At 67.5% G+C, this 21,647-nt stretch carries 19 protein-coding genes and 1 tRNA gene; 11 read left to right on the forward strand and 9 right to left on the reverse strand.

What is annotated here, in order from left to right:
* Positions 1-15: 15 nt before the first annotated feature.
* The 5 genes from prpF to prpB form a co-directional block, all read right to left on the reverse strand.
* Positions 16-1,203 (reverse strand): 2-methylaconitate cis-trans isomerase PrpF, encoded by a 1,188-nt coding sequence (prpF, locus tag QT386_RS17285; protein ID WP_289274990.1) that lies wholly within the window; start codon positions 1,201-1,203, stop codon positions 16-18.
* 5 nt (positions 1,204-1,208) lie between these two features.
* The gene (locus tag QT386_RS17290) at positions 1,209-1,604 is read right to left on the reverse strand and encodes an endonuclease domain-containing protein (protein ID WP_289274991.1); all 396 of its coding nucleotides are present in this window, start codon (positions 1,602-1,604) and stop codon (positions 1,209-1,211) included.
* A gap of 68 nt (positions 1,605-1,672) precedes the next feature.
* Positions 1,673-4,288 (reverse strand): Fe/S-dependent 2-methylisocitrate dehydratase AcnD, encoded by a 2,616-nt coding sequence (gene acnD / locus QT386_RS17295; protein WP_289274992.1) that lies wholly within the window; start codon positions 4,286-4,288, stop codon positions 1,673-1,675.
* Between the two features lie 95 nt (positions 4,289-4,383).
* The gene (gene prpC / locus QT386_RS17300; RefSeq protein WP_289274993.1) at positions 4,384-5,538 is read right to left on the reverse strand and encodes a 2-methylcitrate synthase; all 1,155 of its coding nucleotides are present in this window, start codon (positions 5,536-5,538) and stop codon (positions 4,384-4,386) included.
* 32 nt (positions 5,539-5,570) lie between these two features.
* Positions 5,571-6,455: a methylisocitrate lyase gene (prpB, locus tag QT386_RS17305; RefSeq protein WP_289274994.1), complete on the reverse strand. Its 885-nt coding sequence runs from the start codon at positions 6,453-6,455 to the stop codon at positions 5,571-5,573.
* Positions 6,456-6,635: 180 nt separating this feature from the next.
* Here prpB and prpR point away from each other — a divergent pair, with 180 nt between their 5' ends.
* The gene (gene prpR / locus QT386_RS17310; RefSeq protein ID WP_289274995.1) at positions 6,636-8,216 is read left to right on the forward strand and encodes a propionate catabolism operon regulatory protein PrpR; all 1,581 of its coding nucleotides are present in this window, start codon (positions 6,636-6,638) and stop codon (positions 8,214-8,216) included.
* A gap of 251 nt (positions 8,217-8,467) precedes the next feature.
* On the opposite strand, the gene QT386_RS17315 is transcribed toward prpR, so the two are convergent.
* Positions 8,468-9,424, reverse strand: coding sequence for a beta-ketoacyl-ACP synthase III (locus QT386_RS17315; protein WP_289274996.1), 957 nt, complete (start codon positions 9,422-9,424; stop codon positions 8,468-8,470).
* Between the two features lie 122 nt (positions 9,425-9,546).
* On the opposite strand from QT386_RS17315, the gene QT386_RS17320 reads away from it, so the two are divergent.
* A complete protein-coding gene (locus tag QT386_RS17320) occupies positions 9,547-10,272 on the forward strand; it encodes an LOG family protein (protein ID WP_289274997.1) in 726 nt (241 codons plus the stop codon).
* A 108-nt stretch (positions 10,273-10,380) separates the two neighbouring features.
* On the opposite strand, the gene QT386_RS17325 is transcribed toward QT386_RS17320, so the two are convergent.
* Positions 10,381-10,617, reverse strand: coding sequence for a hypothetical protein (locus tag QT386_RS17325; RefSeq protein WP_289274998.1), 237 nt, complete (start codon positions 10,615-10,617; stop codon positions 10,381-10,383).
* Between the two features lie 163 nt (positions 10,618-10,780).
* On the opposite strand from QT386_RS17325, the gene QT386_RS17330 reads away from it, so the two are divergent.
* Positions 10,781-11,203 (forward strand): secondary thiamine-phosphate synthase enzyme YjbQ, encoded by a 423-nt coding sequence (locus QT386_RS17330; RefSeq protein ID WP_289274999.1) that lies wholly within the window; start codon positions 10,781-10,783, stop codon positions 11,201-11,203.
* 58 nt (positions 11,204-11,261) lie between these two features.
* Positions 11,262-11,337 (forward strand) — tRNA-Ala (locus QT386_RS17335).
* A gap of 68 nt (positions 11,338-11,405) precedes the next feature.
* Here QT386_RS17335 and QT386_RS17340 read toward each other — a convergent pair.
* A complete protein-coding gene (locus QT386_RS17340) occupies positions 11,406-11,855 on the reverse strand; it encodes a PA2169 family four-helix-bundle protein (protein ID WP_289275000.1) in 450 nt (149 codons plus the stop codon).
* 343 nt (positions 11,856-12,198) lie between these two features.
* On the opposite strand from QT386_RS17340, the gene QT386_RS17345 reads away from it, so the two are divergent.
* From QT386_RS17345 to QT386_RS17365, 5 genes are all read left to right on the forward strand, one after another.
* The gene (locus QT386_RS17345) at positions 12,199-12,699 is read left to right on the forward strand and encodes a spore coat U domain-containing protein (RefSeq protein WP_289275001.1); all 501 of its coding nucleotides are present in this window, start codon (positions 12,199-12,201) and stop codon (positions 12,697-12,699) included.
* Positions 12,700-12,728: 29 nt separating this feature from the next.
* On the forward strand, positions 12,729-13,445 hold the full coding sequence (locus QT386_RS17350) for a molecular chaperone (RefSeq protein WP_289275002.1): 717 nt from the start codon (positions 12,729-12,731) through the stop codon (positions 13,443-13,445).
* Positions 13,396-15,768: a fimbria/pilus outer membrane usher protein gene (locus QT386_RS17355; protein WP_289275003.1), complete on the forward strand. Its 2,373-nt coding sequence runs from the start codon at positions 13,396-13,398 to the stop codon at positions 15,766-15,768. Before QT386_RS17350 ends, QT386_RS17355 begins: the two co-directional genes overlap by 50 nt.
* Complete coding sequence (locus QT386_RS17360; RefSeq protein ID WP_289275004.1) at positions 15,759-16,790, forward strand: spore coat protein U domain-containing protein; 1,032 nt, start codon at positions 15,759-15,761, stop codon at positions 16,788-16,790. Before QT386_RS17355 ends, QT386_RS17360 begins: the two co-directional genes overlap by 10 nt.
* A 248-nt stretch (positions 16,791-17,038) precedes the next feature.
* The gene (locus QT386_RS17365; RefSeq protein WP_289275005.1) at positions 17,039-18,262 is read left to right on the forward strand and encodes an acetylornithine/succinyldiaminopimelate transaminase; all 1,224 of its coding nucleotides are present in this window, start codon (positions 17,039-17,041) and stop codon (positions 18,260-18,262) included.
* Positions 18,263-18,480: 218 nt separating this feature from the next.
* On the opposite strand, the gene rnd is transcribed toward QT386_RS17365, so the two are convergent.
* Complete coding sequence (gene rnd, locus QT386_RS17370; protein WP_289275006.1) at positions 18,481-19,569, reverse strand: ribonuclease D; 1,089 nt, start codon at positions 19,567-19,569, stop codon at positions 18,481-18,483.
* Between the two features lie 57 nt (positions 19,570-19,626).
* On the opposite strand from rnd, the gene QT386_RS17375 reads away from it, so the two are divergent.
* Positions 19,627-20,184 (forward strand): hypothetical protein, encoded by a 558-nt coding sequence (locus tag QT386_RS17375; protein ID WP_289275007.1) that lies wholly within the window; start codon positions 19,627-19,629, stop codon positions 20,182-20,184.
* 10 nt (positions 20,185-20,194) lie between these two features.
* The gene (gene mpl / locus QT386_RS17380; RefSeq protein WP_289275008.1) at positions 20,195-21,538 is read left to right on the forward strand and encodes a UDP-N-acetylmuramate:L-alanyl-gamma-D-glutamyl-meso-diaminopimelate ligase; all 1,344 of its coding nucleotides are present in this window, start codon (positions 20,195-20,197) and stop codon (positions 21,536-21,538) included.
* The last annotated feature ends 109 nt before the right edge of the window (positions 21,539-21,647 follow it).

Consider the following 21,647-nt stretch of genomic DNA (forward strand, 5'->3'; position numbering starts at 1 on the left):
TCTGCAGCCTGGAGATCAGAAGCAATCGCCCGGCACCCGCACGTTGCCTTCCATCAGCACGCGAGCGGAGCGCGACATGATTGCCTTCTTCACCACCCACTGGCCGTTCTCCTGCACCGCCGCCGCGCCCACGCGCAGCGTGCCCGAGGGGTGGCCGAAGCGCACCGCCTCGCGGGCGCCGCCGCCGGCCGCCAGGTTCACCAGCGTGCCGGGGATGGCCGCCGCCGTACCGATGGCCACCGCCGCCGTGCCCATCATGGCATGGTGCAGCTTGCCCATCGACAGCGCGCGCACGTTGAGGTCCACGTCCTTGGCATCCACCGCCTTGCCGCTGGACGACTTGTAGCTGGTCGGCGGCGCCACGAAGGCTACCTTGGGCGTGTGCTGGCGCTTGGCGGCCTCGCTCACGTCCTTGATCAGGCCCATGCGCAGGGCGCCGTAGGCACGGATGGTCTCGAACTTCTCCAGCGCCTTGGCGTCGCCGTTGATCGCCTCGCGCAGCTCGGTGCCGGTGTAGCCGATCTCCGCCGCGTTGATGAACACGGTGGGAATGCCGGCATTGATCATGGTGGCCTTGAGCGTGCCAATGCCCGGCACCTCCAGGTCGTCCACCAGGTTGCCGGTGGGGAACATCGAGCCGCCCTCGTCACTGTCCTCTGCCGGATCGAGGAACTCGATCTGCACCTCGGCCGCCGGGAAGGTCACGCCGTCGAGCTCGAAGTCGCCGGTCTCCTGCACCTGGCCGTTGGTGATCGGCACGTGCGCGATGATGGTCTTGTTGATCTGCGTCTGCCAGATGCGCACGATGCAGATGCCGTCCTTCGGCACGCGTGCGGCATCCACCAGGCCGTTGCTGATCGCGAACGAGCCCACCGCGGCGGTGAGGTTGCCGCAGTTGCCCGACCAGTCGACGAAAGCCTTGTCGATCGACACCTGCCCGAACATGTAGTCCACGTCATGATCGGCCTTGGCGCTCTTGGCCAGGATCACGGTCTTGGAAGTGGACGAGGTGGCGCCACCCATGCCGTCGATCTGCGCGCCGTAGGGGTCGGGCGAGCCGATCACGCGCAGCAGCAGCTTGTCGCGCGCCTCGCCGGGCTTCTGCGCCGCCTCCGGCAGGTCCTGCAGGCGGAAGAACACGCCCTTGCTGGTACCGCCACGCATGTAGGTAGCGGGAATCTTGATCTGGGGTACGTGGGGCATCGATGTCACTCCAGTGCTGAATCCGTTGCACCCCTCTCCCCTTGCGGGAGAGGGGATGGGGGAGAGGGGGAGGCCTCGGAGACCGCCGCCCAGATTGTTTCGAGTACCGCTTCCGTGTTCTTCAGGATATCGTCGTTCCAGAAGCGCAGGACCTTGAATCCATTTCGCTCGAACCAGGCGTCGCGTTCACGATCCCTGGTGCTTTCATCGTGCTGCCCACCATCCGCCTCGACGATCAGTCGTGCTCCGAAATGCACGAAGTCCGCGAAGTACGGACCTATCGGCTGCTGGCGACGGAACTTCTGGCCATCCAGCCGGTGAGCCCTCAAATGACGCCAAAGCATGGCTTCGGCGTCGGTCATGCCTTGTCGCAGGTTCTTGGCGAAGCTCTGCTGGTCCATCGGGCTTCCCCCTCTCCCCAACCCCTCTCCCGCGAGGGGAGAGGGGCTGAAAAGAAGGTGATTTACCTTCAGGCCGCCTTGTTCGACGCCAGGAAGTCCTGCGCAAACCGCTGCAGCACGCCACCGGCCTGGTAGACCGACACTTCCTCGTCGGAGTCCAGTCGGCAGGTCATCGGCACTTCCAGCTTCTCGCCGTTCTTGCGCGTGATGACCAAGGTCAGCGTCGTGCGCGGCGCCAGCTGGCCGACCACGTCGTAGGTTTCGGTGCCGTCGATGCCCAGCGTCAGGCGGGTGGTGCCCGGCTTGAACTCCAGCGGCAGCACGCCCATGCCGATCAGGTTGGTGCGATGGATGCGCTCGAAGCCCTCGGCTGCGATCACTTCCACGCCGGCCAGGCGCACGCCCTTGGCGGCCCAGTCACGCGAGGAGCCCTGGCCGTAGTCCGCGCCGGCCACGATGATCAGCGGCTGCTTGCGGTTCATGTAGGTCTCGATGGCCTCCCACATGCGCATGACCTGGCCTTCCGGTTCGACGCGCGCCAGCGAACCCTTCTTGACCTTGCCGTCCACCACCGCCATCTCGTTCACCAGCTGCGGGTTGGCGAAGGTGGCGCGCTGCGCGGTGAGGTGGTCGCCGCGGTGCGTGGCGTAGGAATTGAAGTCCTCTTCCGGCAGGCCCATCTTGTGCAGGTACTCGCCGGCGGCGGAGTCCATCATGATCGCGTTCGAAGGCGACAGATGGTCCGTGGTGATGTTGTCCGGCAGCACTGCCAGCGGACGCAAGCCCTTGAGCGTGCGCTCGCCGGCCAGCGCGCCTTCCCAGTACGGCGGGCGGCGGATGTAGGTGCTCTGCGGGCGCCAGTCGTACTGCGGCTTGGTCTTGTTGTCCTCGACCACCTTGAAGTTGAACATCGGCTCGTAGACCTGGCGGAAGTGTTCCGGCTTCACGCTCTTGGCGATCACGGCGTCAATCTCCGCGTCGCTCGGCCAGATGTCCTTCAGGCGGACCTCGTTGCCGTCCTGGTCCTTGCCCAGCACGTCCTTCTCGATGTCGAAGCGCACGGTGCCGGCGATGGCGTAGGCCACGACCAGCGGCGGCGAGGCCAGGAAGGCCTGCTTGGCGTAGGGGTGGATGCGGCCGTCGAAGTTGCGGTTGCCCGACAGCACGGCGGTGGCATAGAGATCACGGTCGATGATCTCCTGCTGGATCTTCGGATCCAGGGCGCCGGACATGCCGTTGCAGGTGGTGCAGGCGAAGGCCACGATGCCGAAGCCGAGCTGCTCCAGATCACCGAGCAGGTTGGCTTCCCTCAGGTACAGCTCCACGGCCTTGGAGCCGGGGGCCAGCGAGGACTTCACCCAGGGCTTGCGGCTCAGGCCCTTGCGCGCCGCGTTGCGCGCCAGCAGGCCGGCGGCGATCACGTTGCGCGGGTTGGAGGTGTTGGTGCAGCTGGTGATCGCGGCGATGATGACGCCACCGTCCGGGATCAGGCCCTGCGCCTCTTCGGCGCGCGCGGCCTGCAGCTTCTCGCTGGTGGCGATCTCGCGCTCGCCCAGCGCGCTGACCGGCAGGCGCTTGTGCGGGTTGGACGGGCCGGCCAGGTTGCGCACCACGGTGGAGAGGTCGAACTTCAGCACGCGCTCGTACTGCGCGGTCTTCAGGTCGTCCGCCCACAGGCCGGTGGCCTTGGCATAGGTCTCCACCAGCTTCACCTGCGCGGACTCGCGGCCGGTGAGGGTCAGGTAGTCCAGCGTCTGCTGGTCGATGTAGAACATCGCTGCGGTGGCGCCGTACTCCGGGCACATGTTGGAGATGGTGGCGCGGTCGCCGATGGTCAGACCGTTCGCGCCTTCGCCGAAGAATTCGAGGTAGGCGCCGACGACCTTCTCCTTGCGCAGGAACTCGGTCAGCGCCAGCACCACGTCGGTGGCGGTGATATTCGGCTGCACCTTGCCGGTCAGCTCGACGCCGACGATGTCCGGCAGGCGCATCCACGAGGCGCGGCCGAGCATGACGTTCTCGGCCTCCAGTCCGCCGACGCCGATGGCGATGACGCCCAGCGCGTCCACGTGCGGCGTGTGGCTGTCGGTGCCCACGCAGGTGTCCGGGAAGGCGACGCCGTCCAGGGTGTAGATCACCGGCGACATCCGCTCCAGGTTGATCTGGTGCATGATGCCGTTGCCCGCCGGGATCACGTCCACGTTCTTGAACGCCAGCTTGGTCCAGTCGATGAAGTGAAAGCGGTCGTCGTTGCGGCGATCCTCGATCGCACGGTTCTTGGCGAACGCGTCCTTCTCGAAGCCGCCGTGCTCCACGGCCAGCGAGTGGTCCACGATCAGCTGCACCGGCACCACCGGGTTGACCTTGGCCGGGTCGCCGCCCTGGTCGGCAATGGCGTCACGCAGGCCGGCGAGATCCACCAGCGCGGTCTGGCCGAGGATGTCGTGGCACACCACGCGCACCGGGAACCAGGGGAAGTCGAGATCGCGCTTGCGCTCGATCAGCTGGCCCAGGTAGGCGTTGATCTTCTCGGGCTCGCCCTTGCGCACGAGGTTCTCGGCGTGGACGCGGGCAGTGTAGGGCAGGGTGGCATAGGCGCCGGGCTTGATCGCGTCGACGGCGGCGCGCGCGTCGTAGAAGTCGAGCTTCGTGCCGGGGAGGTTCTTGCGGAAGGCAGTATTCATGGAGCGGGAAACCGGATGATGTCAGGTGTGGCTATGCGCGATGGCTGGGCCTGAAACGAGCGACCGCGCCAGGGGCGCGGTCGCTCTTGCAGCTCTTACTTGCGGTCCTTGATGGGGACGAACTTCAGGTCCTCGGGGCCGACGTAGTTCGCCGACGGGCGGATGATCTTGCCGTCGATGCGCTGCTCGATGATGTGCGCGCTCCAGCCGGAGGTGCGGGCGATCACGAACAGCGGGGTGAACATGTCGGTGGGCACGCCCATCACGTGGTAGCTGACGGCGGAGAACCAGTCCAGGTTCGGGAACATCTTCTTGATGTCCCACATCACCGTCTCCAGGCGCTCGGCGATGTCGAACATCTTCAGGCTGCCGGCTTCCTTGGACAGGTCGCGCGCCACTTCCTTGATCACCTTGTTGCGCGGATCGGCGATCGTGTAGACCGGGTGGCCGAAGCCGATGACCACTTCCTTCTTCTCGACGCGGGCCTTGATGTCGGCTTCCGCCTCATCCGGGTTGTCGTAGCGCTTCTGGATCTCGAAGGCCACTTCGTTGGCGCCGCCGTGCTTCGGGCCGCGCAGGGCGCCGATGCCGCCGCAGATCGCGGAGTAGATGTCGGAGCCGGTGCCGGCGACGACGCGGGTGGTGAAGGTGGAGGCGTTGAACTCGTGCTCGGCGTACAGCACCAGCGAGGTGTGCATGGCCTTGACCCAGCTCTCGGGAGGCTTGGTGCCGTGCAGCAGGTGCAGGAAGTGGCCGCCGATGGAGTCGTCGTCGGTCTCGACGTCGATCACCTTGCCGTTGTAGGCGTAGTGGTACCAGTACAGCAGCATCGAGCCCAGGCTGGCCATCAGCTTGTCGGCGATGTCGCGGGCGCCGGGGTGGTTGTGGTCGTCCTTCTCCGGCTTGACGCAGCCGAGCACGGAGACGCCGGTGCGCATCACGTCCATCGGGTGGGCGGAGGGCGGCAGCTGTTCCAGCGCGGTCTTCACGGCGGCCGGCAGGCCACGCAGCGACTTCAGCTTGGTCTTGTAGGCGGCCAGCTCGGACACGGTCGGCAGCTTGCCGTGCACCAGCAGGTGGGCGATCTCTTCGAACTCGCACTGGGCAGCGACATCGAGGATGTCGTAGCCGCGGTAGTGCAGGTCGTTGCCGGAACGGCCGACCGTGCAGAGGGCGGTGTTGCCGGCGGCGGTGCCGGACAGCGCAACGGACTTCTTCGGCTTGAACGTCGGGGCGGTAGGTTCGCTCATGGTTCTCTCCTGGAAAATTGGGGTGGGCGGTCTTACTTCTTCTTGGCGGCGAAGAGCGCGTCGAGCTTGTTCTCGAACGCGTGGTAACCGATGCGGTCGTACAGCTCCGCACGGGTCTGCATCTGGTCGATCACGTCCTTCTGGTGGCCGTTCTGGCGGATCGAAGTGTAGACCGCCTCGGCGGCCTTGTTGGCGGCGCGGAAGGCCGACAGCGGGTAGAGCTGGATGCCGACACCGACCGAGGCCAGCTCGTCGCGGGTGAATAGCGGCGTGGCGCCGAACTCGGTGATGTTGGCCAGCACCGGCACCTTCAGCGCGTCGACGAATTTCTTGTAGGTGGGCAGGTCGTAGGCGGCCTCGGCGAAGATCGCGTCGGCACCGGCCTCGGCGCAGGCGATGGCGCGCTCGATGGCGGCATCCACGCCCTCGGCCTGGATCGCGTCGGTGCGGGCGATCAGGAAGAAATTCGGGTCGGTGCGCGCGTCGGCGGCGGCCTTCACGCGGTCGGTCATCTCGCCCTGGGTCACGATCTCCTTGCCCGGACGGTGGCCGCAGCGCTTGGCGCCGACCTGGTCCTCGATGTGGCAGGCGGCGGCGCCGGCCTTGATCAGGCTCTTGATGGTGCGCTCGATGTTGAAGGCCGAGGGGCCGAAGCCGGTGTCGATGTCGACCAGCAGCGGCAGGTCGCAGACATCGGTGATGCGGCGCGTGTCGGTCAGCACGTCGTCCATGGTGTTGATGCCCAGGTCCGGCAGGCCGAGGCTGCCCGCCGCAACGCCGCCACCGGACAGGTAGATCGCCTTGAAGCCGGCGCGCTTGGCCAGCAGGGCATGGTTGGCGTTGATGGCGCCGATCACCTGCAGGGGCTTCTCGGCGGCAATGGCGGCGCGGAAATTGGCGCCGGCGGAAAACGTCATAGGGTGCTCCTCGATTGGCGGGGAAAGACGGCGATTCGTACCCAAGAGCTGTGCCAGCCTGGAACATGAGATCAACTAATTGATATTTAAGGATTTAATCTGATATTTGACGAGCGCTCCTGTTGCATGTCTTGGCGTGTGATGTTTCATTGAAACAAATGAAACAAAAAATGAAACATAATGAGTGCCATGCAACTCAATGACGCCCCGCTACCCACGATCTGGACCGTCAGCGTCACCCGACTGTCGAGCCTGATGCGCGAGGTCACGCCGGAATTCGACGGCCGCGCCCATATCGAGACCATCGACCTGGGTTTCGAGGAAGCCGTCACCCATATCCGCGAGCGCCTGCGCAGCGAGGACTGCGACGTCGTGCTGTCCGCCGGCTCCAACGGCGAGTACCTGCGCAACCGCATCGACAAGCCCATCGTGCTGGTGCGCCCGGACGGCTTCGACCTGATGCAGGCCCTGACCCGCGCGCGCCGGCATTCGGACCGGATCGGCGTGGTCACCTATGGCTCGGAGCTGCCGGCCTTCTCCGCCTTCAAGCAGCAGTTCGGGCTGCAGATCGAGCAGCGCTCCTACACCAACACCGAAGAGGCGAGGGACCTCGTTGCCGAGCTGATCTCGATCGGTTGCGGTGCCATCGTCGGCACCGGCTACGTCTCCGAGCTGGCCGACCGCTCCGGCGTCGCCGGCATCCTGATGTATTCGCCGGACGCGATCCGCCGCGCCTTCGAGCAGGCCATCGACCTGGCACGCATGCTGTCGGCGGCGCGTGCCGGCCCGCGCCGCGACCCGGCGGTCACGGCGGATGCGCGCTACAGCCTGCGACGGCTGATCGGTAACAGCGAGCCCATGGTGGCCCTGCGCGACCAGGTGCGCCTCTACGGCGCCAGCGACCGCACCGTGCTGATCAGCGGCGAGACCGGCACCGGCAAGGAGCTGGTGGCCCAGGCCCTACACGGCGCCAGCCCGCGCCGCGCCGCGCCGTTCGTCGCGGTCAACTGCGGCGCCATCGCCGAATCGTTGCTGGAGTCCGAGCTGTTCGGCTACGCCGACGGCGCCTTCACCGGCTCGCGCCGCGGCGGCCGCGTCGGCCTGATCGAGGCCGCCAACGGCGGCACGCTGTTCCTGGACGAGATCGGCGAGATGCCGCTGCCGCTGCAGACGCGCCTGCTGCGCGTGCTGGAGGAGCGCGAGGTGCTGCGCGTCGGCAGCGTGCGCCCCACGCCGGTGGACGTGCGCGTGATCGCCGCCACCCACCGTGAACTCGACGGCCTGGTGGCCGAGGGCCGCTTCCGCCGCGACCTCTACTACCGCCTCAATGTGCTGCGCCTGGCGCTGGCACCGCTGCGCGAACATGCCGAGGACGTGCCATTGCTGCTGATGGGTTTCCTGCGCGCCGCCGGTGCCGGCGCCATGGTGATCGACGAACCGGCGCGGGCCTTGCTGCTGGGGCATTCCTGGCCTGGCAACGTGCGCGAGCTGCGCAACCTCGCCGAACGCATCGCTGTGCTGGTGCCGGCGCAGTCGCCGCTGTCGGCGCTGACCCGGCCGCTGCTGCTGCGCTACGCGCCGGAGCTGGGCACGGTGGCGCCGGCCGTGGCCGAGGCTTTGCGGGCGCCCAAGGGACGGCACCGCCCGGATGCGGCGTCCATCGAAAGGGCCTTGCAGGTGTCCGGTGGAGACCGGGCGAAGGCAGCGCAGATGCTGGGAGTTTCCAGGACCACCTTGTGGCGGTGGCTGAACGCTAGCTAGGAGTTCACAGGTCTCTCAGCCGTTCGCCCTGAGCCTGTCGAAGGGGTGAGCCGGGGTTTTCGTGGAGTGCCTTGAATGGCGCTCCACGCCGGCGAACGCCCGGCCGTGGATGGCCGGGCGAGGGCTGAATGGGCGAGCTGAAGTCTCGCCATGGATGGCTTTGACGAGCCCTTTCCCTTTTTGCTCTCTTAGCGGCTCGCTCTGGTCAGATTTGCCGCTGGTGATGCCATTTAGGCATCACCAGCGGCAAATCACCACTTGAGCAGCGCCGCCCCCCAGGTCATCCCACCACCCACCGCCTCCAGCAGCACCGTCTGCCCGCGCTGGATGCGCCCATCCCGCACTGCCGTATCCAGCGCCAGCGGCACCGAGGCCGCCGAGGTGTTGCCCTGGCGTTCCAGCGTGGTGACGATGCGGTCGGTGGGCATGCCGAGCTTCTCGGCGGTGGCCATGATGATGCGGATGTTGGCCTGGTGCGGCACCAGCCAGTCGATATCCTTGCCCTGCAGGCCGTTGGCGGCCAGGGTCTCCTTGCAGATCTCGTCCAGCGCCTTCACCGCGAAGCGGAACACCGATTGGCCGTCCATCTGCACGAAGGCGTGGCCGCCGATCGAGCCGTTGTCGATGAAGCCAGGCACCTGCAGGATGTGCGCCTGCGAGCCGTCGGCCTTCAGGTGGGTGGACAGGATGCCGAACTCGGGATCGGGCTTCAGCACCACGGCGCCGGCGCCGTCGCCGAACAGCACGCAGGTGCGGCGGTCGCTCCAGTCCAGCAGGCGCGAGAACTTCTCGGCGCCCACCACCAGCGCGCACTTGGACTGGCCGCTGTTGACGAACTTGTCGGCGGTGGCCAGGGCGTAGACGAAGCCGGTGCAGACCGCCTGCACGTCGAAGGCGGCGCAGTTGCGCACGCCCAGCTTGGACTGCAGCAGGCAGGCGGTGGACGGGAAGATCATGTCCGGCGTGGTGGTCGCCACGATGATCAGGTCGATGTCGGCGGCGGTGACACCCGCCATCTCCATGGCCTGCTTCGCGGCCTGCAGTGCCAGGTCGGAGGTGTGTTCGTTCTCGGCGGCCACATGGCGGCTGCGGATGCCGGTGCGCTGGAAGATCCACTCGTCGGTGGTATCGATGCGGCTTTCCAGCTCCAGGTTGCTGAGGCTCTGGGCCGGGAGATAGCTGCCGGTGCCGACAATGCGTGAACGCATGTACCGCTCCTGCGACGAACGAGTTGGGGGGCGGGCATCTTAACCGACACAGAACGGCGATTCGCCACCCACGGACAAGGTAGGCGGCGCTGCTACACTCGCCGCCTTCCGGAGAGGGCGGCATGGAACTGATCAAGGCCTACAAGAGCGAAGAATTCCTGATGAGTGAGGAGGCGCGGGCCATCCGCATCCTCGCCGAGTACATGGAGCCGGCGCGGCGCTTCAAGCGGCTGGGCATCCGCCATGCGGTGATCTTCTTCGGCTCGGCCCGCACCCGCGCCAAGCCGGAGCTGGGCCGCGACTTCTATACCGAGGCGGCGGATTTCGCCGAGCAGGTAGCCCGCTGGACCACGGACTCGCACGAGCGCGGGGAGCGCTACTACATCTGCACCGGCGGCGGCCCCGGCATCATGGAGGCCGCGCACGAGGGCGGCGCACGCGTGGACCGTGAGCTCAACATCGGCCTGGGCATCTCGTTGCCCTTCGAGCAGCACGGCAATCCGCACGTGGAATTCTCGCGCGCCCTGGAATTCCACTACTTCTTCATGCGCAAGTTCTGGTTCCTGAACCTGGCGCGCGCCGCGGTGATCTTCCCCGGCGGCTTCGGCACCATGGACGAGCTGTTCGAACTGCTGACGCTGACGCAGACCGGCAAGTCGGCGCCGATGCCGATCGTGCTCTACGGCAAGGATTTCTGGGAGGGCTTGTTCGACTTCCGCCTGCTGGCGGAGCGCAAGCTGATCAGCGAGGCCGATCTGAGCCTGTTCAGGATCTGCGACAGCATCGACGAGGCCATGGCCTACCTCGTGCCGACGCTGGAAAAGTACCACTCACCGGGTGGGGCCTGAGAGATAGCTGTCCGCAAATCAACGCAAGGATCGCAAATGGGATCGCTCCCATTTGCGTCCATTCGCGTTCATTTGCGGACTGAAGCGCTTTTACAGCTATCGCGTCCCTCAGCGCCTTCGACGTGGCTCGTCGAAATCCGGATCCTCGTCGATCGCTCGGCGCAGCATCCGCTCTTCCTTGAATTTCTCCACGTCGCGCCAGTCGCGCGACTTGGACGGTGGCGCGTTCCGGGCGTTCTCGGCACTGGAGACGTCTTCGTCCACGCCCTCGGAGTCGTCCACGAACTCGTCGTAGCTCTTGGGGGCTTCAGGCTGCTGTTGGGCTTTCTTCGGCTTGCGCGGCATCGATGCTTTGACCTCAGTAAAACTCGCGTCAAAATCGGGATGCGTATGTATCAAGCTTTTTTTCGGGAGGGAAGTCCCCCGCAAAAGAGCTTGCCGATCATCGGCTTGGCGAAGCCGTTTTAACGCCCCCTGCATTCCTTGCGCAAGCACCCAGGATTTCCTGATGACCCGCATCCACCAGCAGGCATTGAACTTCGACACCCGCGGACGCGGTTTAACCGAGATCAGCGATCAGGTGGCGGGTGTCGCCCGCGCCGCCGGGATCGGCACCGGTCTGTGCCATGTCTTCCTGCGCCATACCTCCGCATCGGTGTGCATCACCGAGAACGCCGCGCCCGCGGTGCGCACCGACCTGGAATGCTGGATGGCCGGCGCGGTACCGGACGGCGACCCTCGTTTTGCGCACGATGAAGAGGGGCCGGACGACATGCCGGCGCATGTGCGCAACCTGCTGGGCGGGCATGAGCTGACCATCCCCGTACGCGACGGGCGGCTGGCGCTGGGCACCTGGCAGGGCATCTACCTCTGGGAGCACCGCCGGCGGGGGCACCGGCGCGAACTGATCGTGACCATCCAGGGCCAGTAGCGCCCAGCGCCGCTCGCTGGCGTTTTGGCGTCGAATTGCTAGAATACCGGCCCTTCACGGGGCGATAGCTCAGCTGGGAGAGCGCTGCGTTCGCAATGCAGAGGTCGAGGGTTCGATCCCCTTTCGCTCCACCAAGACCCGGGAAAGAAAAAGCCAGGCTCGCGCTTGGCTTTTTGCTTTTCTGCCGCTGCTTCCGCCGGCCTCAGTGCAGCGCGTAGCGCTGGCGCATGCCGCGCAGGTCCTGGTGATGGCGCAGCAGGCTGTCGTACTGGCGCTGCACCAGCGCGTGCATCGGCTGCGGCATCTCCACGCCCAGGGCGTGTTCGTAGCGCCGCTCGGCATCGTGCTCAAAGCGCTCCACCTCATCCAGGATCGCGCCTTCGTCCCGGCCCAGCGCGAGGGCCTTCAGGTGCATCCAGCCGCGGTCCAGGCTCGAGGCCGTGGTGCCGGTTTCCTCGGGCCTGCCGCCCAGGGAGCGTACTGCCTCCTGCAGCTCCGTGGCGGCGTGGGCGCTGTCCCGCGCGCAGCCTTGCAGCATCTGCTTGAGTTCAGGGTGATGGGCCTCCTCGGCGGCCGCCCGGAAGCCGCGTTCGGTATCCAGGGAGGTTTCGATCAGCTCGTTGAAGGCGGTGATGGTGTCCAGATCGCTCATGGTGACTCCTTCGCTCGCGTGCAGGGGCCCGTAAGAGGGCGGGGCGCCGGAAGAGTCCTGACCACGGGCTACGGCCGGCGGTTTTCCTTCGGACTCTACGATGTGCCGAAAGATTCCCGGCGTAAACAGCGCCCGAAGTGGTGTGAGGTGAGGGAAAGCCTTACATATCGAGCCTGGCCCTTTTTGACATCCCACCAGTATAATTTATCTACATTTATGATTTTAAACATTTAAATTGCCGCCGGTCCCTTGACGCCTGCCGTTCGTAGGCTGCGACGGTTTCCTGTCGCAGGTCGATGTAAGTATTGGCTTACACAACCCGTGTACCCAGGAGATTGCGGTCATGAACAGATTCCAGGCGGCCGTTACCGCCATTGCAGCGATGGCATGCGCCACGCCCGCCTTCGCCGCGTCGGTGACCGGCAACTTCCAGGCGCAGATCACCATCACCAACACCTGTGCGCTGATCACGGCGCCGACCAACCTGAACTTCGGCAGCCAGGGCGTGCTCGTCGGCAACGTCGACGTCAGCTCCACGGTGAAGGTCACCTGCACCACCGGCGCACCCTACAACATCGGCCTGGATGCCGGCGCCAACGAGTCCACGCTCAATGACGTCACCACGCGCCGCATGACCGACGGCTCCTCGCACTACGTCAGCTACTCGATGTACACCACCGCTGGCCGCACCGCGGTCTGGGGTGACACCGTGAGCACCAACACCGTGGGCGGCACCGGCAGCGGCTCGGAGCAGTCCTTCACGGTCTTCGGACGCGTGCCGGCGCAGACAACCCCCCAGGCTGGCGACTATGCTGACACCGTAGTGGTGACCGTGACCTACTGAGGATCCCGGCGCCTTCGACAGGGGGAGACATGCTGCGCCGTATCCGTATCGCCTGCGCTGGCCTGTTCCTGCTGCTAGCCAGCGGAGCGGGCCAGGCCGCCGGGCTCAGCGTCACACCGATCTCGCTGGAATTCGCCCCTGCGGTGCCGGTGCAGGCGCTGTGGCTCAGCAACACCGGTGAGCAGCAGCTGGACGCGCAACTGCGCGCCTATGCCTGGACGCAGGGCGCGGCGGGCGACCAGCTGGCGCCATCGCGCGAGCTGGTACTGAGCCCGCCGATGGTGTCCCTGCAGCCCGGGCAGCGGCAGCTGGTGCGCGTGGTGCGCGCCGGCACGGCCGGCACGGCCGAGCAGGCCTGGCGCATCCTGGTGGACGAACTGCCGGTGGCCAAGCCCCAGCAGGGGCTCAACTTCGTCATGCAGTTCTCGATCCCGGTGTTTGCCGACACCCCCGCCGGTGCCGTGCCGCGGACCACCTGGACGCTGCAGCGCGAGGCCGGCCGGCCGGTGCTGGTAACGCGCAACCATGGCGCGCGCCGCGCCAAGATCACCGAACTGGGGCTGCTGGACGCGCAGGGCCGCAGCCTGCAGCAGCGGGCCGGCCTGCTCGGCTACGTGCTGCCGGGCGCCGAGCGCCGCTGGCCGCTGGACCTGGAAGACAAGACCAACAACGCCGTGGAGATTCAGGCCCAGATCAATGGCGAAGCGATCCGCCAGAAGCTGTCTGCCGATAGCGGCGCTCGCTAGCCTGCTGGCATTGCCGGCTTCGTTACCGGCCTCGGCGGCCGGTGCGGACGCCGCACTGCAGGGCAGCTTCATCGGTCTGCTCAACGGCCCGGGCATGCCCGATGCCGCTACCGACCTATACCTGGAGGTGACGCTCAATGGCGTCAGCACCGGGCGGGTGCTGCAGGTCGCGGTCGATGCCAAGGGCCATCACCATGCCTGGCCGCCCAACCTGCAGGATGCCGGCATCCGTACCGACGGCCTGCCGTCGGATCGCTACGTCGACCTGGCCACGGTGCCGGGGCTGGGCTACAGCATCGACATGCCCAACCAGCGCCTCGAGTTCATGGCGGCGGTGGATCGCCTGGACCGGGACACACAGCAGCTCAATGGCCGCCCGCAGCCACGCTACGCGGCCTCGGCGGCCGACGGCGCCCTGCTGAACTACGATCTCTACGGTATCGCCGGAGACGACGGCAGCCGCGCGCTCAGCGCCTACACCGAGCTGCGTGCCTTCGGCAGCTGGGGCCTGCTGAGCAACACCGGCCTGTCCGGCTTCGGCGACAGCGGCACCGCCGACCGCTACACCCGCCTCGATACCACCTGGGTGCGCTCCTTCCAGGACGACCTGGTGACCCTGCGCCTGGGTGACGTAGTGTCCGGCAGCCTGTCCTGGAGCCGGCCGACGCGCCTGGGCGGCCTGCAGTGGCGCCGCGACTACGGTCTGCAGCCGCAGATGGTGACCTTCCCGCTGCCGGCCTTCTTCGGTCAGGCGGCGCTGCCCTCCTCGGTGGAGCTCTACGTCAACGGCATCCAGCAATACGCCGGATCGGTGGCGCCCGGTTCCTTCCAGCTGACCACGGTACCGGGCATCAACGGCGCCGGCCAGGCGCAGGTGGTGCTGACCGACGCGCTGGGCCGGCGCAGCGTGATCAGCTTTTCCTACTACAACGCCAGCCAGTTGCTGAGGCCCGGGTTCAGCGACTGGTCGCTGGAGGTCGGCGCGGTGCGTCAGGGCTACGGCCTGGAGTCCTTCGACTACCGCTCGCAGCCCGCCGCCAGCGGCAGCCTGCGTTACGGCCTCAACGACTGGCTGACCCTGGAATCCCACGGCGAGGCCAGCGCCGGCCTGGGGCTGGGGGGCGTCGGCGCCGTGCTGCGCCTGGGCCGCGGCGGCGTGCTCAGCGGCGCCTATGCCCGGGCCGCGGGCGACAGCGACGGCGGGCAGTCCAGCCTGGGCTATTCCTGGGTGGTGGGGCGCTTCAACTTCGACCTGGGGTCCCAGCAGCGCGATACCGGCTACCGCGACATCGCCAGCGCCGACAGCCGCGACCTGCCGCGGCGCAGCCAGCGTGCCCTGGCGGGCCTCGCACTCGGCGGTCGCGCCAGCGTCTCGGTCAGCTACAACCGGCTCGACACCGAGCAGGACGGCCGCCAGCGCTATGCCGGCGCGGGCTACGGCCTCAACCTGCCCTACGGCATTGGCGTCTTCGCCAGCTACACGCGCGCGCTTGACGGCGAGCATGACAGCACCCTGTTCGCCGGCCTGTCCTGCAGCTTCGGCAACCGCGTGCATGCCGGCCTGACGCTGCAGCGCCAAGCCGGCCGCGACACCCTGGGCGCCGACCTGGTCAGCAGCCTGCCGCTGGATGGCGGCGTCGGCTGGAGCCTGCGCAGCCAACAGGGGCAGGGGATCGAGTCCTACCAGGCGGAGGCCGCCTGGCGCGGCGACCTCGGCCAGCTCAATGCCGGCGTCAATGCCATCGACGGACATGACAGTGTCTTCGCCGGCTACAGCGGCGGCGTGGTGCTGATGGATGGCAGCCTGTTCCCGGGGCGACGCATCGACGAGGGCTTCGCGCTGGTCACCACCCATGGCGTGCCGGATGTGCCGGTGTTGCTGGAGAACCGCCCCATCGGGCGCACCGACCGCAGCGGCCACTACCTGCTCACCGGCCTCAATGCCTGGCAGCCCAACGACATCACGGTGGACGCCGTGGGCCTGCCCGCCGGCCTGCAGGTGGGCGCCACGGAGCACCGCGTGGTGCCGGTGGCGCAGGCCGGCGTGCGCGCCGACTTCGACATCCGCCCCTTGCGCGCGCTGCTGCTGACACTGGTGGATGGTCAGGGCGCGCCGCTGCCGCTGGGCAGCACGGTCCATGTTTCGGGCCGGCCCGACCCGACCGGCGTGGTCGGCTACGATGGCCAGGCCTACGTGGAGAATCCGCCGACGCGGGCGACCGTCGCCGTCCGGCTGCCCGACCGCCGTGTCTGCGAAGTGCGTATCGACCTGCCGGCGAATGCCGCCGGCATCACCTCACTCGGACCCCTGGCATGCCGCTAGCACGAATCATCAAGGCGGTACCGGTCTTGGCGCTGTGGCTGGCGGTACTCGGCGGCGGCCTGCTGGGCTACGCGCCGGCGGCCCAGGCCAGCACCAGTTGCAGCGCCAGCATGAGCAACGTCAGCTTCGGCAGCGTCAGCCCCTTCGGCGGCAACATCGACGTCACCGCCACCATCAACTACAGCTGCAGCATTACCAGCATCCTGTCCTCGTCCAAGGTGCGCGCCTGCTTCGGTATCGGGTCGGGCGCGCAGGGCGGCGGCGCGCTGGACCCGCGGGTGATGACCAGCGGCGTCAACAGCCTGGGCTTCAACCTCTACAAGTCGGCGGCACGCACCGATATCTGGGGCTCGCGCTCCAACGCCTACGGCGGCGTCGAAGTCACCCTGGAGCTCGGGGCCCTGATCGGAAGCACCACGCAGACCGGTAGCCTGACGGTCTACGCGCGCGTGCCGTCGGGGCAGCTCACCGCGGTGCCGGCCAGCGACTACAGCAACAGCTTCAGCGGCGTGCACACCGAGCTGGTCTACCAGTACAACGAGTTCCTGCTGGGCCTGCTGCCGACACCGGCCAGCTGCACCAGCGGCGGCAACGGTGGCAGCAGCGGCACTTTTCCCTTCACCGCCAGCGCCACGGTCACCGCCAGTTGCGACCCGGTCTTCACCATCGACGGTATCGATTTCGGCACCCGCGGCCTGCTGGCCTCCAACTTCGATGCGGTGGCGGTGATCCACCCGCGCTGCACCAACACCACGCCCTACCAGCTGGGCCTCAACGACGGGCTTTACGCCTCCGGCAGCCTGCGGCGCATGAAGAGCACGGCCGGGGCCTACGTCGGCTACCAGCTCTACCGCGACAGCGGCCGCAGCCAGCGCTGGGGCAACACCCAGAACGTCGACACCGTGGCCGGCAGCGGTAGTGGCAGCGCCCAGAACGTCCAGGTCTACGGCCGCGTGGCTCCGCAGGCGACGCCGGCGGCGGGCTCGTATACCGACACGGTCACCGTCACCATCTATTACTAGCCCAATTCTCCTCTCCCCTCGCGGGAGAGGGGTAGGGGACCAGGGCATGGATGCCCGAGGTAGGGCAACGCAGGAGCGGTTGCCGAGGAAGGGGGAACCCTCAAGCGGTGGCACGGCACGCTTCATCGCATGCGGTCCTCTCGCTTCGACGACAGGGGAAAACACCTCCCCACCTCGCCCCACAACGCTATAATTGCCCTCCTCGGGCCCCCAAGAAGGCGGGCCTTTTGCTGTTGTGGAGATTGAAGATGTCGCAGCTCAACCGCCAGCTGTTCAACGAGGTGATGGTTCCCAACTACGCGCCGGCGGAGATCATCCCGGTGCGCGGCGAAGGATCGCGCATCTGGGATCAGCAGGGCCGCGACTACCTGGACCTGGCCTGCGGCATCGCCGTCACCGGCCTGGGCCACTGCCACCCGGTGCTGGCACAGGCCATCGCCGAGCAGTCGCAAAAGCTCTGGCACATCTCCAACGTCATGACCAACGAGCCGGCGCTGAAGCTGGCCAAGCGGCTGACCGAGCTGACCTTCGCCGAGCGCGTGTTCTTCTGCAACAGCGGCTCGGAGGCCAACGAGGCCGCCTTCAAGCTGGCGCGGCGCTGGGGTAACACCCAGAACCCGGAGAAGAACGAGATCATCTCGTTCTACAACGGCTTCCATGGCCGCACCCTGTTCACGGTGAGCGTGGGCGGCCAGGAGAAGTACACCAAGGGTTTCGAGCCACTGCCGGGCAACATCACGCACCTGCCGTACAACGACTTGGCGACGCTGGCCGACCACATCAGCGACAAGACCTGCGCCGTGGTGCTGGAGCCGGTGCAGGGCGAGGGCGGCGTGACGCCGGCCACCGAGGCCTTCCTGAAGGGCGTGCGCGAGCTTTGCGACCAGCACAACGTGCTGATGGTGTTCGATGAGGTGCAGAGCGGCAACGGCCGCAGCGGTTTCCTGTTCGCCTACATGGGCATGGGTGTGACGCCGGATATCCTGACCACGGCCAAGGGCCTCGGCGGCGGCTTCCCGATCGGCGCCATGCTGACCACCGCGAAGCTGGCCGAGACCCTGGCCTTCGGCACGCACGGCTCCACCTACGGTGGCAACCCGCTGGCCTGCGCCGTGGCCTGCGCTGCGCTGGAGGAGATCGCCAGGCCCGAGACCCTGGCCAACGTGCAGGCCCGCGGCGCGCAGCTGCGCCAGGGCCTGCAGCAGATCGGCGAGCGCTACAGCCTGTTCGAGGAGGTCCGCGGCATGGGCCTGCTGCTGGGCGCGCCGCTGCGGGATGCCTGGAAGGGTCGCGCCAAGGACGTCGTCAACGCCGGACTGAAGCACGGCGTGTGGCTGCTGGTGGCGGGCCCGGACGTGCTGCGCTTCGCGCCGGCCCTGAACATCTCCGAGGCCGACCTGGCCGAGGCCCTGCGCCGCCTCGACGCCGCCTGTGCCGAACTGGCGGGTTCGGCCGGCGCCGCGGTGGCCTGAAGCCGGGCAGGCGGTCGCCGCAACGAAAAGGGCCCGCTGATGCGGGCCTTTTTCGTTTCCAAATATGGAGCAGTGACGCCATCAATGGCGCGGCCTCTGCTCGTTCATCGAGCCCCGGGGTGGCCATCCCTGGCCGCCCGTGATCCGCCACAGGCGATGACATTGAGTCATCGCCAAAGCGTGGCGGATCACCCGATTGCGGGAGAGGGACGCAAAGATCAAAGCTTCAGCAACTCCTCGCCCGCCACCTGCCGGCGCCAGCCCTGCAGCAGCGGCACCTGGGCCTGGTCGCCCTGCAGCAGCAGCGCCAGCATGTCGGCGCGCGGGGCGATGAAGGTGGGTGGCAGCTTCAGGCCCGCGGCGATGTCAGCCAGGCGTGCCTGCAGGGCCTTGAGGCGTGCCTTCTGCTCGGGGGCGAGCTGGTCGTCGGTGGCCAGCACCTTGGCGGGCGTCGCCATGCCCTGGGCCACCAGCGCCAGCAGGCGCTCGCCGTGGCGCTCCAGCGTCTTGGGCGGCAGCACCTTGAGGGCTTCCAGCTGCGCTAGCGTCTGCGGCTTGCGCTCGGCCAGGCGGTAGACCGGATCGTCGTCCAGGATCCACTTGCGCGGGCGGTTGCGCTCCTGGGCCTCGACCTCGCGCCAGGCAGTCAGTGCGGCGGCGATCTGCTGTTCGCGCGCCGGCATGCGTGCCAGGCCTTTCAGGCGTTGCCAGGCGTCCTCCGGGGCGGTGTGATAGCGCGCCGGATCGCAGAGGCGCGCACAGTCCTCCTCCAGCCAGGCCAGGCGCCCGGTCTGCACCAGCTCCTCGCGCAGGCGCGGGTAGATTTCGGCCAGGTACTTCACGTCGGCGGCGGCGTAGGCCAGCTCCGCCTCGCTCAGGGGCCGCCGGGCCCAGTCGGTGCGCGACAGGCTCTTGTCCAGGGTCACGCCGCAGAGTTTCTCGATCAGGCCGGCATAGCCGATCTGGTCGCCATAGCCCAGCAGGGTGGCGGCGATCTGGGTGTCGAACAGCGGGCTCGGCGCAGCGCCGGTGAGCTGCACGAAGATCTCGTAGTCCTGGCTGGCCGAGTGCAGCACCTTGGTGGTCTGCGGCTGCGCCAGCACCGACAGCAGGGGCGACAGGTCCTTGATCGCCAGGGGGTCGACGCAGACGGACTGGCTGCCGTCGCCGACCTGGATCAGGCAAAGACGGGCGTGGTAGGTGTCCACGCGGACGAATTCGGTGTCGATCGCCAGCCAGTCGCGGCCGGCCCAGCCCTGGGCCAGGGCCGCCAGCGGGGCGGGGGTATTGATGAAAGGGGTGGACATGGGAGTCTTGGCGGATATTCCCATTAGAATACCGGCTTTACGCACCAGACCGCCGACATGCTCGCCTCCGTTTCCTCTGCGACCCTGAAGATCCTGTTCTTCCGTGCCGGCCCTGAGGACTTCCCCTTCGACCAGGGCCGCAACCTGATGCTGGCCTGCATCGCCTTTGCGGTGCTGGCCAATGCCGCACTGCTGAGCTTCCTGGTGCCGCCTGGCGTGGCGCTGGCCGGTGCGGCCGTGAACACGGCCTTCCTGGCCCTGTTCACGCGTTTTGCCCTGGCCACGCGCAAGCTCGACAATCGCTTCCAGCAGACCTTCAACGCCGTGCTGACCACCACCGCGGTGCTGACGCTGTTCATGCTGCCGTTCTTCGCCAAGCTGGCGCCGGTGCTGGCGCAAATCGCCGAGCTGCTGCAGAAGGACCCCTCGCTGGCCAACAAGCCTGAGATGCTGCCCAAGCCGCCGTCCTCGGCGACCAGCGCGCTGATGGTGCTGGGCATCTGGCAGATCGTGGTGATCTGCCGCATCTTCATGATGGCCGCCGGTGGTTGGGCGATGATGGCCTTCATCGGCATCCTGTTCCTGATGGTGGGCCTGCAGCTCGGCGCCGCCTGAAACTCCAGTCATGCACATCCATATCCTCGGCATCTGCGGCACCTTCATGGCCGGCATCGCGGCGATCGCACGCGAGGCCGGGCACACCGTCACCGGCTCCGACGCCAACGCTTGGCCACCGATGTCCACGCAGCTGGAGCAGCTCGGCATCGCCGTGATGCGCGGCTACGAGCCTGACCACCTGATGCCTCGTCCGGACATGGTGGTGGTGGGCAACGTTGTCACGCGCGGCAATCCCGCGATGGAGTACGTGCTCAACGAAGGCCTGCCCTATATCTCCGGCCCGCAGTGGCTGGCCGAGAACGTGCTGCAGGGCCGCCATGTGCTGGCGGTGGCCGGCACCCATGGCAAGACCACCACCACCAGCATCCTGGCCTGGCTGCTGGAGCATGCGGGCCTGGAGCCTGGCTTCCTGGTGGGCGGCGTGCCGATGAACTTTGGCTTGTCCGCGCGCCTGGGCAAGGGCAAGACCTTCGTGATCGAGGCGGACGAGTACGACACGGCGTTCTTCGACAAGCGCAGCAAGTTCGTCCACTACCGCCCGCGCACCTGCATCCTCAACAACCTCGAATTCGACCACGCCGACATCTTCCCGGACTTGGCCGCCATCGAGCGCCAGTTCCACCACCTGGTACGCACGGTGCCGGGGCAGGGGCGGCTGGTGGTCAACGCCGCCGACGCCGCGCTGGCGCGGGTGCTGGAGCAAGGCTGCTGGAGCGAGCGCGAGGCGTTCGACAGCGAACTGGGCTGGCGTGCCGAGCCCAATGCCGAGGGCTTCCGCCTGTTTGTCCATGGCGAGGACCAGGGCCAGGTGGTCTCGCCTCTGGCCGGCACGCACAACCGCTCCAACACGCTGGCCGCCTTCGCGGCAGCGCATCACGTCGGCGTGCCGGTGGCGACGCTGATCGAGGGCATGGCGCAGTTCCAGAGCGTCAAGCGGCGCCTGGAGCTGGTGGGTGAGGTGCGCGGCGTGAAGGTCTACGACGACTTCGCCCACCACCCTACGGCGATCGCGGTGACGGTGGACGCGCTGCGCCAGCAGCCGGGCTCCGGCCGCATCCTGGCCGTGCTGGAGCCGCGCTCCAACACCATGCGCATGGGCTCCCACGCCACGGAGCTGGCGCACAGCCTGCACGCGGCGGACAAGGTCTTCGTCTACGCCCGCCCGGACCTGAAGTGGGATGCGGCGGCGGCATTGCAGGAGGTCGGCCCGCGCCTGCGCGTGCACCACGACCTGGCGCTGCTGGTGGCCGCCATCGCCGGCGAGGCCCAGGAGGGTGACCGCGTGCTGGTGATGTCCAACGGCGACTTTGGCGGCATCCACGGCAAGCTGTTGAAAGAACTGGGCACTTGAGAAAAGTCCGGGGCTGCATCCAGCCCCGGCCCCTGCCCGTACCTCTGGTATCCGACCCGCCTGCCCGCCCTGGGCAGGACGGCCCTCGTCGGATCCACCGGAGGAAACC

It is taken from the genome of Solimonas sp. SE-A11 (genome assembly GCF_030345715.1).
Taxonomy (GTDB): Bacteria; Pseudomonadota; Gammaproteobacteria; order Nevskiales; family Nevskiaceae; genus Solimonas_A.

Bases quoted from the DNA above. Each gene is read 5' to 3' on its own strand.
- prpF (WP_289274990.1), bottom strand. From the start codon at position 1,203: ATGCCCCACGTACCCCAGATCAAGATTCCCGCTACCTACATGCGTGGC.
- QT386_RS17290 (WP_289274991.1), bottom strand. From the start codon at position 1,604: ATGGACCAGCAGAGCTTCGCCAAGAACCTGCGACAAGGCATGACCGAC.
- acnD (WP_289274992.1), bottom strand. From the start codon at position 4,288: ATGAATACTGCCTTCCGCAAGAACCTCCCCGGCACGAAGCTCGACTTC.
- prpC (WP_289274993.1), bottom strand. From the start codon at position 5,538: ATGAGCGAACCTACCGCCCCGACGTTCAAGCCGAAGAAGTCCGTTGCG.
- prpB (WP_289274994.1), bottom strand. From the start codon at position 6,455: ATGACGTTTTCCGCCGGCGCCAATTTCCGCGCCGCCATTGCCGCCGAG.
- prpR (WP_289274995.1), top strand. From the start codon at position 6,636: ATGAGTGCCATGCAACTCAATGACGCCCCGCTACCCACGATCTGGACC.
- QT386_RS17315 (WP_289274996.1), bottom strand. From the start codon at position 9,424: ATGCGTTCACGCATTGTCGGCACCGGCAGCTATCTCCCGGCCCAGAGC.
- QT386_RS17320 (WP_289274997.1), top strand. From the start codon at position 9,547: ATGGAACTGATCAAGGCCTACAAGAGCGAAGAATTCCTGATGAGTGAG.
- QT386_RS17325 (WP_289274998.1), bottom strand. From the start codon at position 10,617: ATGCCGCGCAAGCCGAAGAAAGCCCAACAGCAGCCTGAAGCCCCCAAG.
- QT386_RS17330 (WP_289274999.1), top strand. From the start codon at position 10,781: ATGACCCGCATCCACCAGCAGGCATTGAACTTCGACACCCGCGGACGC.
- QT386_RS17340 (WP_289275000.1), bottom strand. From the start codon at position 11,855: ATGAGCGATCTGGACACCATCACCGCCTTCAACGAGCTGATCGAAACC.
- QT386_RS17345 (WP_289275001.1), top strand. From the start codon at position 12,199: ATGAACAGATTCCAGGCGGCCGTTACCGCCATTGCAGCGATGGCATGC.
- QT386_RS17350 (WP_289275002.1), top strand. From the start codon at position 12,729: ATGCTGCGCCGTATCCGTATCGCCTGCGCTGGCCTGTTCCTGCTGCTA.
- QT386_RS17355 (WP_289275003.1), top strand. From the start codon at position 13,396: ATGGCGAAGCGATCCGCCAGAAGCTGTCTGCCGATAGCGGCGCTCGCT.
- QT386_RS17360 (WP_289275004.1), top strand. From the start codon at position 15,759: ATGCCGCTAGCACGAATCATCAAGGCGGTACCGGTCTTGGCGCTGTGG.
- QT386_RS17365 (WP_289275005.1), top strand. From the start codon at position 17,039: ATGTCGCAGCTCAACCGCCAGCTGTTCAACGAGGTGATGGTTCCCAAC.
- rnd (WP_289275006.1), bottom strand. From the start codon at position 19,569: ATGTCCACCCCTTTCATCAATACCCCCGCCCCGCTGGCGGCCCTGGCC.
- QT386_RS17375 (WP_289275007.1), top strand. From the start codon at position 19,627: ATGCTCGCCTCCGTTTCCTCTGCGACCCTGAAGATCCTGTTCTTCCGT.
- mpl (WP_289275008.1), top strand. From the start codon at position 20,195: ATGCACATCCATATCCTCGGCATCTGCGGCACCTTCATGGCCGGCATC.